The sequence below is a fragment of the Bacillus sp. REN3 genome (assembly GCF_017912555.1).
GTDB lineage: Bacteria > Bacillota > Bacilli > Bacillales > Cytobacillaceae > Mesobacillus.
In genome coordinates this window covers 101,069-118,947 of record NZ_JAERSD010000009.1, presented here as the reverse complement: position 1 = coordinate 118,947, position 17,879 = coordinate 101,069, and the positions used below count along the sequence as shown (strand labels likewise).

At 46.2% G+C, this 17,879-nt stretch carries 17 protein-coding genes and 1 riboswitch; of the genes, 4 read left to right on the top strand and 13 right to left on the bottom strand.

Features of this window, described 5'->3' with window-relative positions; all coding sequences use genetic code 11:
* Positions 1-472: 472 nt before the first annotated feature.
* A complete protein-coding gene (locus JJQ88_RS10315; RefSeq protein WP_210365800.1) occupies positions 473-913 on the bottom strand; it encodes a Dps family protein in 441 nt (146 codons plus the stop codon).
* A 202-nt stretch (positions 914-1,115) separates the two neighbouring features.
* Here JJQ88_RS10315 and JJQ88_RS10310 point away from each other — a divergent pair, with 202 nt between their 5' ends.
* Positions 1,116-1,328, top strand: a complete 213-nt coding sequence (locus JJQ88_RS10310) for a methionine aminopeptidase (RefSeq protein WP_210365799.1) — start codon at positions 1,116-1,118, stop codon at positions 1,326-1,328.
* A 63-nt stretch (positions 1,329-1,391) separates the two neighbouring features.
* On the opposite strand, the gene JJQ88_RS10305 is transcribed toward JJQ88_RS10310, so the two are convergent.
* The 5 genes from JJQ88_RS10305 to JJQ88_RS10285 all read right to left on the bottom strand — a co-directional run bounded on the left by JJQ88_RS10305 (position 1,392) and on the right by JJQ88_RS10285 (position 8,041).
* Positions 1,392-2,654 (bottom strand): exo-beta-N-acetylmuramidase NamZ family protein, encoded by a 1,263-nt coding sequence (locus JJQ88_RS10305; protein WP_246861052.1) that lies wholly within the window; start codon positions 2,652-2,654, stop codon positions 1,392-1,394.
* Between the two features lie 271 nt (positions 2,655-2,925).
* On the bottom strand, positions 2,926-5,040 hold the full coding sequence (locus JJQ88_RS10300; RefSeq protein ID WP_246861050.1) for a glycoside hydrolase family 3 protein: 2,115 nt from the start codon (positions 5,038-5,040) through the stop codon (positions 2,926-2,928).
* Positions 5,041-5,082: 42 nt separating this feature from the next.
* Entirely contained in the window at positions 5,083-6,777 is a 1,695-nt protein-coding gene (locus JJQ88_RS10295; protein WP_210365797.1) for a serine hydrolase domain-containing protein, read from the bottom strand.
* A gap of 223 nt (positions 6,778-7,000) precedes the next feature.
* Positions 7,001-7,411, bottom strand: a complete 411-nt coding sequence (locus tag JJQ88_RS10290) for an HIT family protein (protein ID WP_210365796.1) — start codon at positions 7,409-7,411, stop codon at positions 7,001-7,003.
* Between the two features lie 177 nt (positions 7,412-7,588).
* On the bottom strand, positions 7,589-8,041 hold the full coding sequence (locus JJQ88_RS10285; RefSeq protein ID WP_210365795.1) for a DinB family protein: 453 nt from the start codon (positions 8,039-8,041) through the stop codon (positions 7,589-7,591).
* Between the two features lie 242 nt (positions 8,042-8,283).
* Here JJQ88_RS10285 and JJQ88_RS10280 point away from each other — a divergent pair, with 242 nt between their 5' ends.
* The gene (locus tag JJQ88_RS10280; protein ID WP_210365794.1) at positions 8,284-8,799 is read left to right on the top strand and encodes a DoxX family protein; all 516 of its coding nucleotides are present in this window, start codon (positions 8,284-8,286) and stop codon (positions 8,797-8,799) included.
* Positions 8,800-8,854: 55 nt separating this feature from the next.
* Here the strand turns inward: JJQ88_RS10280 and JJQ88_RS10275 are convergent, their stop codons facing one another.
* Together JJQ88_RS10275 and JJQ88_RS10270 are read right to left on the bottom strand one after the other, a co-directional pair.
* On the bottom strand, positions 8,855-9,181 hold the full coding sequence (locus tag JJQ88_RS10275) for a nucleoside triphosphate pyrophosphohydrolase (protein ID WP_210365793.1): 327 nt from the start codon (positions 9,179-9,181) through the stop codon (positions 8,855-8,857).
* A gap of 227 nt (positions 9,182-9,408) precedes the next feature.
* Positions 9,409-9,627, bottom strand: coding sequence for a hypothetical protein (locus tag JJQ88_RS10270; protein WP_349237123.1), 219 nt, complete (start codon positions 9,625-9,627; stop codon positions 9,409-9,411).
* Between the two features lie 217 nt (positions 9,628-9,844).
* Positions 9,845-9,929, bottom strand: a riboswitch (cyclic di-GMP riboswitch).
* A 232-nt stretch (positions 9,930-10,161) separates the two neighbouring features.
* Here JJQ88_RS10270 and JJQ88_RS10265 point away from each other — a divergent pair.
* Positions 10,162-10,506, top strand: coding sequence for a hypothetical protein (locus tag JJQ88_RS10265; RefSeq protein WP_210365791.1), 345 nt, complete (start codon positions 10,162-10,164; stop codon positions 10,504-10,506).
* 114 nt (positions 10,507-10,620) lie between these two features.
* On the opposite strand, the gene nadE is transcribed toward JJQ88_RS10265, so the two are convergent.
* Positions 10,621-11,442, bottom strand: a complete 822-nt coding sequence (gene nadE / locus JJQ88_RS10260; RefSeq protein ID WP_210365790.1) for an ammonia-dependent NAD(+) synthetase — start codon at positions 11,440-11,442, stop codon at positions 10,621-10,623.
* 211 nt (positions 11,443-11,653) lie between these two features.
* On the opposite strand from nadE, the gene JJQ88_RS10255 reads away from it, so the two are divergent.
* Entirely contained in the window at positions 11,654-12,709 is a 1,056-nt protein-coding gene (locus JJQ88_RS10255; RefSeq protein WP_210365789.1) for a lactonase family protein, read from the top strand.
* Between the two features lie 262 nt (positions 12,710-12,971).
* On the opposite strand, the gene JJQ88_RS10250 is transcribed toward JJQ88_RS10255, so the two are convergent.
* The 4 genes from JJQ88_RS10250 to JJQ88_RS10235 all read right to left on the bottom strand — a co-directional run bounded on the left by JJQ88_RS10250 (position 12,972) and on the right by JJQ88_RS10235 (position 17,647).
* Positions 12,972-13,958: a Gfo/Idh/MocA family protein gene (locus tag JJQ88_RS10250; RefSeq protein ID WP_210365838.1), complete on the bottom strand. Its 987-nt coding sequence runs from the start codon at positions 13,956-13,958 to the stop codon at positions 12,972-12,974.
* Between the two features lie 61 nt (positions 13,959-14,019).
* Positions 14,020-15,426, bottom strand: coding sequence for a sensor histidine kinase (locus JJQ88_RS10245; RefSeq protein WP_210365837.1), 1,407 nt, complete (start codon positions 15,424-15,426; stop codon positions 14,020-14,022).
* Entirely contained in the window at positions 15,416-16,114 is a 699-nt protein-coding gene (locus JJQ88_RS10240; protein ID WP_210365788.1) for a response regulator transcription factor, read from the bottom strand. The genes JJQ88_RS10245 and JJQ88_RS10240 overlap by 11 nt, the downstream gene beginning before the upstream one ends.
* A 147-nt stretch (positions 16,115-16,261) precedes the next feature.
* Positions 16,262-17,647, bottom strand: a complete 1,386-nt coding sequence (locus JJQ88_RS10235; RefSeq protein WP_210365787.1) for an MBL fold metallo-hydrolase — start codon at positions 17,645-17,647, stop codon at positions 16,262-16,264.
* Positions 17,648-17,879: the final 232 nt, after the last annotated feature.

Here is a 17,879-nt window from a genome sequence, read left to right as displayed (position 1 = left end):
TGGCCGTAACTCAATTAAACACTGACACTACTTTGGTCCTGACAAAATTAGAACTTAATGCCAACCGGATTGGATTCCCAATCAATATCCAGTACTAACATTTACCGGTTTTATTTTTACAAAGGTTACAGGAATGTTACGTAGCAACACTCCCTAATAAACTCCCAATCTTCAGAAAGGGACCTGCAATTATCGTGATTTTTAATTTAGAGTAAGGATAATGAGTGATTTCCTGAGACGAAGAAGCGATTTGATGTGGGGGGACTACCGCATTGGGGATGCAGATTTTCACAACTAAATTTCAAGGCCGCGGGTGTCGATTCAGGACGTTCCCCCCCACAGAATCGGCCAATTCTGCCATGGCTCTTCCCAAACAAGAAAAGGTACGTTGCCGGATTGAGATCATCCATACAGCAGGAGGAATAAAATATCAAAACGGATGCCAGATTCATTGGCACCCGTTTTTTCGCAATTATTTCCCAAGAAACGAATTCAGCATCCAAACATGTTTCTCAAGGCTAGAGTGGATTGACAGCAGCATATCGGCGGTCGTTTCATCATTCGCTTCCTCCGCTAGCTCCATTCCATGCTTTAACTCCTTGATCATTGTCGTATAATCATCGACAATCGTTCCTACCATTTCCTGGGCATTTTCTGCACCAGCTGCTTCCTTGACAGTTGCAAGCTCCAGACATCCTGCCATCGTGGCTACCGGCTTGTCCCCTAATGCCAACAATCTCTCTGCGAGCTCATCAATGTGTAGACCTGCTTCATTGTAAAACTCTTCAAATTTTGCATGCAGGGTGAAAAATTCAGGACCTGTCACATACCAGTGGTAGTTATGCAGTTTGATATACAGTACACTCCAATTCGCGATTTGCTTATTCACTGCTTGTGTCAATTCATTCTTCAAGATAATCCCTCCAATTCTTCTATCTAGCCTTCATTATAGTCCAAGCCTATCCAACCTTTCCTCTTAATGAACGAATGTTCACAATACTGTAAAGTTTCAAGGCGTCCCCTAGGCTCGTACCCGGGCAATATCCAGGCATCGCCATAAACTATACATAAAAAAAGAGTGATTTCTCCAAAATAAATACTGGAGGTGATCGCGGATGGGCTTGTTCGATGTTCTCAGTCAATGGAGAAACACCTGGCATGAGAACCACGTTAACCATATGAAGGAACAGAACAAATGCCCTGATTGCTTTGGAAGGGGATTCTTCCCGCTTTCAGCTAATGAGTTCATGTTCTATTCATCCCTTCATGAATGCCCTGGCTGCAATGGCAGCGGGCTGTATACAGACTGGAATCACCGCGCCAACTGACAGAATAGGACAGCTTTCACAGAAAAACAGCCGCTGGAGAGATCAGCGGCTGTTTCTGCTTGTTTAATAAATCAGGTATTTTTCCCTTACCTGCTTGAACTCATTTAACCCATCTTCCCATTGGGCCTTCATTTCTTCTACCGATTGTCCGTTTTCGATTCCCTCCCTGATCCAGCCATTCCCGGTCAATAGATCGAAGAAGGAAATTCCTTTGCTGTCTTCTGCCCTGAACTGGAAATGGTCAGGGTACATATCGTGGATTGTTTTTACGATATGCAGGCCAGTGTCAACTGGTTTAAAAGAATTCCGATCGGTGATATGGATCTGGATCCCATGCGACAGCGTGCCTGCATGCTTCGAAAAACTAGGAATGAACGAGGCTGCCCTGAACTTGACTCCTGGAAGATTCAAAGAATTCAGTTCAGCCGCCAGGTCATCAGAATTGATGAATGGTGCGCCGATTAATTCAAAAGGCTTTGTCGTCCCTCTTCCTTCCGAAACATTCGTTCCTTCGATCAATGCTGCACCAGGATAGACAAGTGCCGTTTCAAGTGTTGGCATATTAGGTGATGGCGGAACAAACTCAAGCGGAGTCCCGTCATAATACATATTGCGTTTCCAGCCATTCATTTCTACAACAGTCAAGTCCGCATCGATTGAAAACTCTTCGTTAAAAAGCTTCGCCAATTCACCCACTGTCATGCCATGGCGCAGCGGAATCGGGTAATTTCCCACGAAAGATTTATACTTCGGATCAAGAACTGGACCTTCGACTTTCGTCCCTCCAAGAGGATTCGGCCGGTCAAGGACGATAAATGGAATATTGTTCTCTTTTGCTGCCTCCATCGCATAGGCCATCGTATAAATATAAGTATAGAACCTTGTCCCGACATCCTGGATATCAAACAACAGGACATCAATATTTTCAAGCATTTCCGGTGTTGGCTTTTTTGTCTTGCCATACAGGCTGTAAACCGGCAAGCCGGTCTTTTCATCAATATAATACTCGACATACTGCCCCGCCTGGGCGCTGCCCCTTACCCCGTGCTCTGGACCGTACAACGCCGTCAATTCAACATCCGGATCATTGAATAATAGATCCACAACACTGTTCAGGTTTTGATCGATTCCAGTTGGATTCGTGATCAAACCAACACGCTTCCCTTTGATCAAATCCTTATGCTTCTGTAAAAGAGCTTCTGCGCCAACCTGGAATTTTTTATGCTCTTGGCTTTTCCCATTGCCATTGTCATGGTTTGCCATGGCCACGGTCAAAGAGGAGAGAATCAAGAGTGTAGCAAGGATAGAGACCAGCCACTTTTTCAATCTAACCACTCCTATTTTTTTGGACTAGAAGGCATATTTTATAAAAACATGCCTTCTGAATCATCCTTACATTCCGGTTTCATCCGGTATTCAATAGATTCAATTTCTTAAAGGCCGATTAATCTTCAGCAACTTTCCTCTTCGGATACCGGAAAGTTTCATTTTGAGCCAATAGCGCCGTTGTTTTCCACATTAGGTGCCAAAGTATATCTATTGCCGTTTTCTGTGCGGGTTCCCAAACGCTCTCTTGGCATCGTCAGTAATGCATCATTCAATAGTTCAATCCGTGTCCAAAGCTGTAAAGCACTCCGCCTGCCAATCCTGGAATGGTGACAGGAAGTTTCCCGGTTGGTGAAAATTCGCCAAACAATACACCTGCAGTCGCTTCAAAGCTCGCCCTCCTGAATCCATACTGGGTAATATAGGCGTCTACTTCCGGATAGGCCATTATGTCGTATGGATTACGGATGGCTACTCCTATCACTGGAGCGTCGACTGCTTCAATCAACTGGTTCACCATCTTCATTTGCGCACTCGAAGGGGAACGGCCGATGACATTGAAGGTATACGTCCCTATTATGACAGCTTTGGCGTTCTTTGCTTTTTCCAATTGCGCTTCTGTCAGCTGGTAGGAGGTTGTGGCAATCACCGCAGTCCGCGCATGGCGCTTTTGGATTGCACTTCCAAGATCATTGATGTAGGTATTGCCAATCACGACAATCTCATCACTGCTACTTAAGTTCAGCGGCAATCCTGTTTCGTTTTTCACCAATGTGATCGATTTTTCCGCAGCTTCCTTTTCGATTTGTTTATGTTCTGGCGATCCAACAACCTGGAGGGCATTGGCTACCTTTTTATCAACCGGCAGCGGATTTTCTTGTTTGAAAACTCCGCGTTTCACTTTCAGGGTCAAGATCCTTTTGGCGGATGCTTCAATCCGCTCCTCAGGAATTTCACCGGCTTTCACAGATTCCAAAAGCCCTGTAGCCACCTCTTCAAGTCCAATAGGCATGAGAACGATATCGGTTCCAGCCTTGACTGCGCGGATAGCCGCATCCACTGGTCCAAAATGGTCAGCGATCGCTTTCATGTTCATTGCGTCTGTCGTGATGACTCCCTGATAACCCATTTCTTCCCGCATCAACTCTGTCAGCACCTTGTAAGAAAGCGTTGCCGGAATCGCGATTTCTTCTCCAGTTTTCCTGGAAATTGCCTTTGTACCATCTATTTTCGGAAACGTAACGTGGCCCGTCATGATTGCATCGATTCCTTCTTCCATTCCTTTTTGGAACGGGTAAAGCTCGACATTTTTCAAACGTTCTTTTTCATGCGGTACTTCTGGCAAGCCTAGATGTGAATCTTCGGCTGTATCGCCATGACCAGGGAAATGCTTAGCCGTCGCAGCTACTCCTGCTTCCTGAAGCCCTTTCGTGTAGGCTACCCCCAGGTCGGCGACAAGCTGTGGATCCTCGCTGAAAGAGCGGACACCGATGACAGGGTTGTCAGGGTTGTTGTTGACATCCATGACTGGGGCGAAGTTCATGTTGATGCCGAGTGACGCGAGCTCTTTGCCAATCGCATTGCCAACATTCCTGGCAACTTCAGGTGAACGGGTTGCCCCAAGCGCCATATTGCCTGGCATATCGGTTCCTGATTGAAGCCGTGTCACGATCCCGCCTTCCTGGTCAATAGTCATCAGCAGCCCGAACTTTTCGGCAGCATCCTGATATTGTGAAACTAGGCGCGCAGTCTGTTCCGTAGTGACGACATTTTCGCGGAAAAGAATCACGCCGCCTAAATGGTATTTTTTAACGAGGCTTTCGATTTCCGGCAGCATTTCTGTCACATCTTTGCCGTTCCATTTGCGGAAATCAGGCATCAGCATTTGTCCGATTTTTTCTTCCAGAGTCATCCTATCGACTGCAAATCCGATGACATCGTATTTCTTGCCTACTTGTTTGACCACTTTCGCTTCTGCTGAAGGCTTTCCTTTCTGCCCGGCCAGAGCAGGATTCACCTTATAATCAAGAGCAATCCGGTCTTCATGTACACCATCGGAAACGGAAATGAAGGTTGTGCCAGTTTGGCCGGTAAAATGGACGATCCCATCCTGATCAACCACAGCTACGTTTTTATTGGCCGATTTCCATGTAAGACCTTCAGAAATTTCCACAAAATTCCCTTCATCGTATACGCGAAGAGCCTTCAAAAGGATTTTCCCGTCCTTGATTTCGGGCTCAGCTTCCGGGATATTCTGATAGATAACAAGGTCCTTCACTTTACTTTCTTCTGCTTTCGCCTTTTCCGCAGGAGTGGCAATCAACAACTGTGAAAAAGCTAGCAGGAAGACAAGTGAGCAAATGAATAATTTACTCCATTGTTTCATCTGGATCTCCTCCATCTTCGTATTTTGTCCTATCCTCAGGAATCAATGATTCCGCTGTTCCCATCCATCTCCGGAAAAAACGGCGTCCATCAATGTTCCATCAGAGGTTTCGAGTTTGATTCGATCAGCATACCAGCCGCGGCCATTTGTGTTGCTGTCTGTTTCGTAGCGGAATCGGATGAATTTCGTCGTCACAGGAATTTCAGCTTCAACCGTTTTCCAATCTATGCTGCTCCCTGTAAAAGCAGCCCTCTGCTCCCATTCCACGCCATCTTTGGAGATTTCGACATGGCCATAGTCAGCATTCTCCTCAATACGGTACCATGTATCAAATGAAAGTTTAGCTGGTTTGTCAAGCTCCACTTCCGCTGTCAATGTCCGCTGCAACTTATCCCCATAGCCCGAAAACCATGCAGAACCATCGGGAATCTGGACAGAAATCGCGTCTGCAACCTGTCTGGCAAGCTGCCTGCGTGCAACATTCGTAGAAACAGTGTTTCTCGTTGGATGGACCCTGTTTGTAAGCAAGATTGCAATCGTGCCATTGTTCCTGTTCACAACGATCGAAGTACCTGTGTAACCTGTGTGGCCGAGTGTCGATCCCTCAGACAAGGCATCCATGAACCAGCCCTGGGCAAGTTCCCATCCCAAGCCATGGTCATTCCCAGGAAACTCAGGAATTTGATTTTTAACGAGCATTCGCACTGTCTCTGGCCTGAGCAACTGTACGTTCCCATAACGGCCATCATTTAAATACATATGGGCCAGCTTGGCGAGATCTTCCGCAGTTGAAAAAACACCTGCATGTCCTGCGACACCACCGAGCGACCATGCATTTTCGTCATGTACTTCTCCCCAGACGATGTCCCTGCTGGTCCATGGCTGATATTCAGTAGCGGCGATCCTATTTTTAAGGGTCTCTGGCGGATTGTACATTGTATCTTTCATATTGAGCGGATCTGTTATGAATTCTTTTACAAATTCATCCTGCCTTTTGCCGGAAAGACGTTCAATCAGGACACCGAGCGTAATCATGTTAAGATCGCTGTATGTATACTTGCTGCCTGGCTGATTGCTTAACGGCTGATTCAGGACTAAGCCGATCCTGTCTTCACGGCTGGTCCCTTTCGTGTAGAGGGGGATCCATGCGGCTAATCCTGAGGTATGGGTCATCAGCTGCCTAATGGTTACCTCTTCCTTGCCGTTCGCAGCGAATTCAGGAATGTGCTCTGCCACTCTGTCGTCTAATCCGAATTTTCCTTGTTCATAAAGGATCATCGCAGCAGTTGTTGTGAAAATTTTGCTGATTGAAGCAAGGTCGAATATCGTATCCCCTTGCATCCTGACGGGATCGGTTGCTTCAGTTGGTTTATCATCGGAATATCTGTATGCATATCCATAAGCCTCATGCTTGACGATATGGCCTCGTCTGGCGACAAAAGCCACCGCGCCCGGCATCACCCGGTCAGCAATCATCTTTTCCATGTGCCCGTCAATTTCATCAAGCGGAGCCTGGACCATGCCAGCACCGGTGACAGATCCTTTGTGGAGGACAGGAGAGATTGGCCCAGGACTGTCCCATGAAAAGACCAGATGTGCTTTTGGCGAGCCAGCTTTCACCTCCCTTGTTTCCATTGAGGGCCCGGGTCCCTGGCCGTTTGCTGCATATGCCGCAGGAATGATGGCTCCAGTGCATAGCACAGCGGCTAAGGCGATTGATAAATGTCTCTTCTTCATACTTCCTCCTTTTCTGAGCATACGCTCTCATCAATTTCGAATCTTTGAAAAGGCTTTCATGATGTTACCTTTAGACTATCGGAATTTTAGTATAGATGTCTATACCACATAAGGCCCAACAAGCAGGCTAGCGTCTGGAAATCCATGACAACCATCCTGTGTAAAAAGATGCATTTTTTTAATAAGTAGATGCAAAGAAAGAGACATCCTTTGGATGCCTCTATCAATCGTGGCTTGAATGCCGCTTATTCGCTTCCTGTTTGATCCAGTACCTGATTCCCTTTCCAGCATATGGTTCATCTTTGAATCTGGGAATGACGTGGAGATGGGCGTGGAAAATATGCTGGCCGCCAGTCTCGCCTGTATTCCATCCGACACTGTAGCCATTCGGCGAGTATGTCTGGTCGAGCAGCTGCTTTGCTTGTAAAAGAAGTTCTCTTGTATCGCTCCACTCCTGGTCCGTCAATTCGAATACATTTTCCCTATGCTCTTTAGGAATGATCAGGCCGCTTCCCTGCAGGATCTGCTGCTCTGATTCTTTCTGGATGAAGCAGCATGTTCCATTCACAAGAACGATTTGCTGCTGGTCGTCCGCCAATAGATTACAGTATGGACAATCCATAGGATCGTGCATCTTTTCTCCTCCTTTTTGAAAATGCGCGCCTGCTCCTTTCTTCTCATAAAGTCCCGGGACAATCGATGGGACGCTGCATGGGGAATCTCAGTACTGCGGAGCAGGACTGACCTTATTGAACAACGAGGTGCATTATCAAAAAAAAAAGCGGACAATGATACATCGTTTTCCTCTCTATCAATCAACCAATCTCTTCATGGCATGGATCTGGCCAAGATGATGGGATTCATGGTACAAAGACAGGTTTGCAAGCTCGCCAAATGTTTCAAGGCCAAGAAAAGGTTTTTTCAGTTTCTTGTTAAAGCGCTCAGCGGGAATTTTTCTGATTCTTTCCAACTGGCCGTTCAACTGCTCCGTCAGCTCCTCGAGTGGAGGAACATTCCCTTCCCATGATGCAGGGCTTGTGCCATTGCCAAAAAGGTCCAGGTAATGGACTGGCAGTTCTTCGGATTTTTGCGGAAACCCCGTCATGAATTGCTCCGTCACGGTCAAAACATGTCCGATATGCCAGTGGATATTATTCTTGTAGCCCTCCGGCTGAATGTTTGCCTGCTCCGTGGTGATGGCCTCCACCCCTTTGATGAAAAACCCTCTGGTCATTTCAAACTGTTTGAATAATAACTCGCTCATTTTCAATCCCCTTCCTTGGTTTCTTGATTTATCCCTATTCTAATTTCCTTCCCTGTATGCTGCAAGAAATAAGGGGAACAGTCAGCGAGATCAATAGAATACGGCATGTGAGAATTCACTTGTCAAAAGTTGTTCAAATCATTTTTACGATACTGTGAATTCATCCGGGAAATCCCCTATTTTGAAAATGAATTTGCTATCTTATAAGTGTACTCATATTAAATCATTTAGGAGTGAAAAACATGGTTGCAAAATGGTTAAGAGAAAGTAATATTGCTGCTGGTATCCTGACTGTCTTACGTTTATATCTTGGTTACTCATGGCTGACTGCGGGTTGGGGAAAATTGACTGGAGGAGGATTCGATGCTTCTGGTTTCTTGAAAAATGCGGTCGCGAATCCTGTCAAGGGGCCGGACGGAAGCGTCATTTACGGCTGGTATGTATCATTCCTTGAAAGCTTCGCACTTCCGAATATTGAACTTTTCAACTTCATCGTCCCGCTTGGCGAATTCCTGATCGGCCTTGGACTCATTCTTGGATGCCTGACTACTGCTGCCATGTTCTTCGGCCTAGTGATGAACTTCTCTTTCTTCCTTGCCGGAACTGTATCACATAACCCAACTGACATCTTCCTTGGATTCATCATCCTGTTCGCGGGCTACAACGCTGGCAAATACGGCCTTGACCGCTGGGTAGTGCCATTCATCCGCAAGACTGTCTTCAAGCAAGCGCCTGATGTGGCACATAAAACAGCATAATACCGAAAGCAAAGCGAAATCCCCTCTACTTTTTAAAAAGAGGGGATTTTTTTGATCAATCCGAAATTGACTTAAGCATGAGCCTTTTCCTGAAACCGCCATTGCGATTCTTTTTAAGCTGCCTCATGAATTCCACTTCGGATTCAGTGATGCCGCGGCTGTCAGCAATCGCATAGACGACCTCGAGCAAGTCGACGATTTCGCTAAGCAGCCTGTCTGTACCCGCACTTTTGAATTTGGCAACCTCCTCATCAAATTTCTCCATTAATTTTTCACTGTATTTTTGATTGTCAAGAACCTCGGTTTCAACTTTCCTTCCCTTTTGATTCATCAGTTCAGGAAAATAGTCCCTTACTAGTTTGTTGTATTCTTTATTTGCCATGTGAATTTCTCCTTTTCCTAGCCTCTAGTTAAACATATCCAATCTCCCCGCGGTTCAAACTTAACAAATGGTCCTCGTTGACTTACATTCTTTGAATCAGAAAGCCTCAAGCGTCTTCTGCAAAGGAACCTTGACCGGCATCGTGGCGGCGAAGCCATTTAAAATAGGATAGAGTAATAGAAAAGCCTGCGGATTTGTTTCCGCAGGCTTTTCTATTACTGGCGACCTTAGACCGCCAAGTCCTGTTTCAATTTATTGAAGGCGTCCGCCAAATTTCGCAGGCACTCTTTCCTTAATTTTTCATCACAAATGAAATCATGCAGGAGTTCATCCTCCAATTTGGATTGGATTTTATAAATCTCTTCCCTGATCCGTTGCTTCTCAGCAACATCTGCCAGATAGTGTTCAATTTCCTGCTCAAAATACTCTACCGTACCGAACAACACAGTCAAATTCCCTCCACCTTTCCACAACTTTTTCATTCATTGATTAACGTTTGCGGTGCTATTCCTGAAACCCCTCCGAAAAGACTGGTCTGTCAAGTTACTTTAGTATTATTTATCCTCTTTCGCGCCCGGCAAACGTGAAATTAAAATCTTCCAAAAAGAATGGGATGATCACAGCAAGCGGTTTGACCATTGTCCATTTCCCTGATCCGTTCCTTTTGGCAGCCCGGCTATCCTAGCAATTATGCCTTAGACCCGCTGCTTTGCGTCCTTACCTTTCGATAAGTTTGCCTTTTTCTCTTATACTTAAAATATAATTCTTTAGAACTTAATTTTCAACAAAATCCACCATTTTTCCACAAACTAGTTCTTAAATCCCGGTCATTTAGTTCTGTTTTTTCATTATTCCGTCTCATTTGTCCTTTTAAAAGATTGTTTCCGCAATGTAATACCTTCGCAACCTACATGTAAAACACGCTTGATAGAATAGATGGAAGAAGCTTTTACTAAAGGCGAATGGCAGGAGGATTCCGAATGGAACAGCATGTTAAAGAATCGCTAGATGAATGGAAGTCAGAAATTGAAAAAATTCTTCTGGAGATTGACGAGGAGTATGAGCAAATTAAACAAGAACTCAAAGTCTATACATACAAGTACAATATAACTAAACAAGTAGTCCAATCGACGGTGAATCCCGATCTCAACAGAAAGATCCGTGAATTGTATCATGAACCTTTCGAGCAAAGATACAATGACCTTAAGGAGTATATCAAGGAACTGGAAGAGAAGAAGCGGGTTTTTCAAATGTTTACGGATAAAATCGACAAAGTGACTGAAAGGGCAGAACCGAATCAGCTAGAAGTTGCGCAAACTGAATAGAAACGGCAAAAAGCCTGGCATAAGCCAGGCTTTCTGGTTACCGGCAAACAGGGGTTGGAATGCACTCGTTCCGAACCCCGTTTTTGAACTTCCTGATGTTCACCTAAGAATCCTTCATTTTTCCCACCAGGAATCGAACATGGTTGCAGGAATCTGGCGCTTGTGTTCGGAAACCTTGTAGCGCGCTTCGATTTTCTCTGCATCTTCCTTTGGAATCTCCTTACCCTCAAGGTAATCATCAATTGCCGCATAACTGATCCCAATCTCAGTTTCATCGGCCTGGAGCGGGTTATTATCAAGAAGATCTGCTGTCGGCACCTTCATATACAGCCTTTCTTCAGCATTCAGTGCCTTTAGCATCTCCCTTCCCTGGCGCTTATTCAAACCCGCAAGCGGCATCAGGTCGGCGCCGCCGTCCCCGTACTTCGTATAGAAGCCAGTTACGGCTTCGGCAGCATGGTCTGTACCGATGACAAGCAAACCATCCTCGCCGGCAATCGCATATTGGGTGATCATCCGGATTCGAGCCTTGACATTTCCTTTATTAAAATCAAGCAGCGGCCGTCCGGACATTTCTTCAAATTGCTTATTAAACGTATCGACAACCGGCTGGATGTTGAAGACGACCGACTCGTCCGGCCTGATAAAATCGAGGGCGAGCCGGGCATCATCCTCATCCTTCTGGACAGCATATGGAAGGCGGACAGCAACGAATTTTGCTTCCTTCCCTTCTGAACGCAACTCCTCAGCTGCCAGCTGAGCAAGTTTCCCCGCAAGAGTCGAATCCTGGCCGCCGCTGATGCCAAGGACAAACCCTCTTGCTCTTGCTTTTATTAGATATTCCTTCAAAAAGTCAACCCGCTTCCTGATTTCCTGTTGTGGGTCGACTTCCGGACGGACATGTAAAGCTTCGATGATTTGTTTTTGCAGACTCATGTTACTCCTCCTTCATGCTTTGCATCCATATCTATTTTTAGTTTACTGTTTCAAATATGAACTTGCAAAATTCCTTTTATTTAACTATACCGTAATTAATGAAGTTTAAACTTCCTTGCCGAGGCGGACATTTTATACTATGATCCATTTTTGCTAGACTGTATATGTAGGACAACCCTAGAAACTTTTCCACGAATTGGAGGCTTTACGAATGGCTAACAGTAAAAAATACACAGGCTATATTGGCACCTACACAAAAGGAGCGAGCAAAGGAATTTATTCTTTCGTTCTTGATGCAGCCGAAGGAAGGATCACTGATGTCAAACCTGCTGCCTATCTCGGCAATCCGACTTATCTGGCGATCAGCAAAGATAATCGTTTTCTTTACTCAGTCGCAAAGGAAGATCATCTAGGCGGCGTTTCAGGATACACAATTGGTGAGGATGGCAGCCTGGCATTCATCAATTCCCAGCTGTCCCCTGGCGCACCTCCCTGCCATGTCTGTGTCAATGCTGAAAACACCTTGCTGCTTTCAGCAAACTATCACAAAGGTTCAGCTGATTCCTATTTGCTCAACCTTGAAACTGGCGGAATCGACTCGGTATTGTCTACCATCGTCCATGAAGGATCCGGTCCAGACAAGCGGCAAGAAAAGGCACACTCACATTATGCCGGATTCACACCTGACGAAAATTATGTGGCGGTCGTCGACCTCGGGATCGACCAGCTGATCACATACTCGCTCGACAATGGTCAATTGGTCGAGCAGGGCAGCATGCAGGTCACCCCTGGAAGCGGTCCAAGGCATCTTGCCTTCCATCCAAACGGAAGCCATGCCTATTTGATGACAGAGTTCAGCTCAGAGGTGCTTGTGCTGAAATACAATAGCGAAGATGGCAGCTTTGAACAGCTTCAGGCTATAACCACGATCCCAGCTGGCTTTTCGGAAAACAACCAGGGAAGCGCCATCCATATTTCTTCGGATGGCAGATTCATCTACGCTGCCAACCGCGGACATGACAGCATTGCCACTTTCAAAATTGATCAGGAAACCTTCACTCTTTCCTTCCTGGCCCATACTTCAACAGAAGGAAACTGGCCAAGGGATTTCGTCCTTGATCCAAGTGAAAAATTCCTGATCGCGTCAAACCAGAATTCAAGCAATCTCATCCTCTTTGCCCGCAATCAGGATACGGGGGAATTGACCCTGCTGCAGTCGGACATTCAAGTGCCAGATCCAGTTTGCGTGAAATTCTTGCATTATTGAAGGCATTAAATATGGGAGCCCTATTTTTCCTCTTATCGCTCAAGAGGAAGGTAATAATTGAATCCCTTTTCTCTTTGATATAGCTGCTTCCGGCATGGATCAGCGCCTTCCTTAGCAAGGTTGTTCCCTTTCAGGTAAACTCTATCCTGCTTCGATACAACCGGACGGTTAAAGCAATTGGATTGCACACCATTGAAAATTGCATGTATATCCATATCGGCATCGGAAAAGGCAGGCGTGCTCCGCTCCTGCCTTTTTTCGTTTACTCTTGATCATTCAGGAAAGTAACTCCCATCTGTCTCCTTGCTTCGTCAAGGATTTTCATCGTGATCCGGGAGTTTTCCAGTGAATTGTTGCTTGATTCGGTTTTGCCTTCCTTGATCAGGCGGATGAATTCTTCTGCCTCGTAATACATATTGTCTGCCATCTGCTCCCTTGTCAGTTCTTCCGTCCGTCCTCCACGGTGAATCAATTCGACCTTTTGCGGATTGCTGATTCGATCAATCCGGATGTTGCCCTTCTCGCCATGGATTTCGGATGGCAAAGAAGAGTCGGTGATTTTCGAGAACATGATGACAGCATCCATTCCACCATATTTCAGCAGCAAGCTTCCTTCTCCGTCAACCCCTGATTCAAGCAGATACCCGTTTGCCTGGACAGTATCCGGTTCGCCAAACAGGATGACTAGTGGATAAACGCAGTAAATACCGATATCCATAAGAGAGCCCCCAGCAAATTCAGGATTGAATGCGTTCAGGATCACCCCGTTCTTGTAGGCATCATACCTTGAAGAATACTGGCAGAAACTTGCAAAATACCTCCGTATCGTACCGATTTTATCAAGATTGTCCTGAATCGCCTTGAAGTTTGGCAACAAGGTTGATTTCATTGCTTCCATCAATAACACGCCGTGTTTTTCCGCTGTCCTTGCCATCTCCTCAAGCTCCCGCCCGTTTGCGGCAATCGCTTTTTCGCAAAGCACATGCTTACCATTTTTCATGAAGATGATCGCCTGGCGCGCATGCAGTGAATTTGGGCTTGCAATATACACAGCATCAATTACAGCGCTTTTTGCCATCTCTTCCAAATCTGCAAAAGCAGCATCCACACCGTATTTCCCAGCAAATTCAGCAGCTCTTTCTACTGTTCGGGAATACACTGCTGCCAGCCGGAAATCGCTGTGATGGCTGGCACCCTTAATAAATTCTTCCGTAATCCAATTCGTTCCTACCACGCCGAACCGTACCAACAACATTCACACCTTTCAAAAAGAAAAGCTGAAGGCATACCCTCAGCTTCTTTCTATCATTTTATCGAAACGGAAGTTCAATCACAAACCTGGTCCCTGCTCCTTGTTCACTATGGACCTCGATTTTTCCTTCGTGCAGCTGGACGAGCTGCTTAACGATTGAAAGGCCGAGTCCGAATTCCCCAAATGGATTACTTGTCCTTGAAAGGTCGGCCTTATAAAAACGGCGCCAGATTTTTTCTACCTCTTCCGCCTCTATTCCGATGCCAGTATCCTCGATCTCTATGACTGTCTTCCCATCATCCATCCCGCCCCGCAGCCAGATGGTCCCATTCTCGGTGAATTGGATGCTGTTTTTCGTGATATTAATGAGGATTTGCAAAATCCTGTCATAATCGGCATGCACCATTGCCCCCTGTTCTGCCGCGATGATAATCTTGTTTCCGCGTTCCTCTGCCTGCATATCAAGCTGGTCCTTGATTATTTCAAAGACCTCGATCAGCTCAATGTTTTCTTTCTGAAGCTGAACTTGGTTCGAACGGATTTTATCGTAATCAAGATTTTCATTCACGAGCCTGATCAGCCGCTTCGTTTCCTGGCTTACAAGCTGGATGCCTTTTTCTTTTTCGCTTTCTGGAATCATATCATTCTTCAAGCCCTCAATAATGCCGCTGATCGTAGTCAATGGTGTCCTCATCTCATGCGAGACATCGGCCATGAACTTGCGACGGCGGTTTTCCAGGTTCTCGATTTCCGATTTCGATTCATCGAGCCTGGCCACCATATTGTTGAAATCCTTTGCCAGCTCCCCTATTTCATCAAAATCAGAAGAAGGAACCTTGGCAGTATAGTCACCCGCTGATACCCTTGACGTTGCTTCCTGGATCCGCTTGATCCTGTTTACATGGATACGCGACAGCAACCAGCTGAGCAGGAAAGAAACTCCCAGGGCGACGACCATTGTATAAAATAAGTACTGGTTGATTTCCCCCACCATTTCCCTTGCGCCGCCAATGGGAGAGGTAAGCAGGATCCCGCCGACATAACGGCCGCGGTCAATGATTGGCAGGGCGACAAGTGTCACGGCTTGGTCATAGCGCTCCAGATCGTACTTCATAACAATCGGTTCGCCACTGGCGAGCTTTGTCCATTCCTTTTCCGTGAACTCGATTGCTGGCCCCTTCCATCTGATCGGATTCAGCAGCTGGCCGGCCTGGTCGAAGACGCTGAACTGGATATCGCGTCCGAACAGTACGCGGGCGTATTCGTTAATGATCTGTTCAGGCTGTTCCATTCCATGTTTCAGGTCAGCGCGGATGTTTTCGCCATAGGAAATCAATTCCTCGGTTTTGTTTTTATAGACAAGTGTCTCGACATAATGGGTAAACAGCAGGCTCAGGATGATGAACGCCACGACCAGGATGCTGATATGGCTCAGGAACTGCTGGTAAATATATTTAACTCTCATCTGCGTCAGTACTTTCATCGAACTTATAGCCTACACCCCAAACTGTATGGAAAAATGGCTGTTCTGCCGTCCCGATTTTCTTTCTAAGCCGCTTGATATGTACATCGACGGTCCGTTCATCACCATAAAATTGATATCCCCAGACTTGATCGAGCAGCTGCTCTCTCGTAAAGACCTGGCGGGGGTGCTGGACGAAAAAATACAATAGCTCGAATTCCTTCGGTGTCAGATTGGCAACGGGCACGCCATCCAGGAATACTTCACGTGTTTCTTTGCTGATTTCCAGATGCTTTGTCCGCAGGGTGGAATTATTCCCAGGCTGTTGTTTTTGATAACGGCGGGCGACAGCCTTGATTCTCGCCATCAACGCAAGCGGACTGAACGGTTTTGTCACATAATCATCAGCCCCCATTTCAAGTCCGAGGACCTGGTCCGACTCACTGTCCTTTGCCGTCAGCATGATGATTGGCACGTCGCTGTTTTCTTCCCTGATTTTCCGGCACAACGTAACGCCATCCATGCCAGGAAGCATCCAATCAACAATCAGTAAATCCCAGCTGCCGCTTTTAAATGCAGCATACCCCTTAAGGCCATCATGGACGAATTCACCTTCGATCCCCTCTTTTAAAAAGAACATTTCAATCATGGTACAGACGCTTTCATTATCCTCTATTACGAGTATTTTCATTTTCAATCTCCCTACTTCCACCCTGGTTGGTACCGGCCGGCTATCATCAAATCTAGCCATTGTTACTGACTAATTTACCATTTTCACCTCATTTTTTCATCCATGCACGAAAAAAGCCAGCCCTGGTTTAGAGCCGGCTCATGTTCATCAATCTTTCTTGACAGGCAGTCCTTCTTTCTCCCAGGCATCAAAACCGCCTTCAAGGTTCAGGACGTTTTTGAAACCCTTGGACTGCAGCAGGCTCGCCCCAATTGCAGAACGTGCGCCTGACTGACAGTGAACGATGATATTCTTGTCTTTCGGAATGCTTTCGAGCCTGTCGGGCAGGATTCCAAGCATGATATGGTGGGCACCAGGAATATGGCCGCTGTCCCACTCGCTTTGGTTGCGGACATCAATGGCATAATATTGATCATCCTCCATAAGCCGCTTGGCTTTGTCCGCATGAATCTCCTCGTATCGCTCCATGCTGCCTCCAAGCTCTTTCGGATCGACATAGCCAGTTACCTGATCAAGTCCAATTGACTGGAGCGATTTTTCAATATCAGCCAGCTGTTCAGGATTCGCGATCAAAACAATATCCCTCTCATAGCTTAACAGCCATCCTGCCCAGTTCGTGAAGGATCCATTATAAGGGATGTTGATTGTCCCTGCTTCATGGCCCGCAGCAAACTCATCAGCCGGCCGCGTATCCACGACCACCGCATTCCCCGCTTCGGAAAGGGAGATTTTAGCCGTCTTTTCCTTTCTTAGCAGCGCTGGGCCTTCTTTGTTGAGTTTTTTCATCATCGCAAAGTATTTCGGCGGCTCCGGCTGCCCTGCCAGCAGCTCCTCGACGAATTGCTCTTCTTCTTTAATCTGGAAAGCCCAGTTGAATTTCTTTTCGTATCCTAATGTAGACATTGGAACGGCGCCAAGCGATTTCCCGCAGGCACTGCCAGCTCCATGGGCAGGCCAAACCTGCAGGAACTCAGAAAGCTTTTCCAACTTTCTCAATGAGGCAAACATTTGCTTTGCGCCTGATTCAGAAGTTCCAGTCACACCTGCAGCTTTTTCAAGCAAATCCGGACGTCCGACATCGCCAACGAACAAGAAGTCGCCAGTGAAGATGCCCATCGGTTCATTCGCCCCCCCGCCTTTATCAGTGAGCAGGAAAGAAATGCTCTCAGGGGTATGACCGGGAGTATGGAGAACTTCAAAATGAATATTACCGATACTGAAAGTTGAGCCCTCGGTCAGCAATTCATGATCGTAATGTTCTACATACGCATATTTCCAGTCTTTATCTCCTTCATCCGATACATAAAGCTTCGCCCCAAAATGGTGGGCCAGCTCCCTTGCCCCAGAAAGATAGTCGGCATGGATATGTGTTTCCGTAGCCGCTGTGATCTGGAAGCCCTCCTTCTTTGCTGTTTCCAGATACGGTTCGATATTCCTTGCCGGGTCGATGACCAGCGCCTGTCCCGTTCTCTGGCAACCTATCAGGTATGACATATGGGCCAGCTGATCATCGAAAAAAGATCTGAAATACATGGCAGTTCCTCCTTCAATTTTACTGAATCACTATTATAGTAGTTTTCATTATGTCTCCACTTTCATTAATACCCTATACCATATTTTTTAAAAGTAAATATAGATACGGCAGTTATTTATCCACTAAGGAGATTTATCCCCGCCCTGCCTCTCTTACTCTACCTTTTTATACCGCTGTCTACAGGATAGCTCACATTTTCGTTTTTTTCCTCCATTTGGACACTACTTCGCC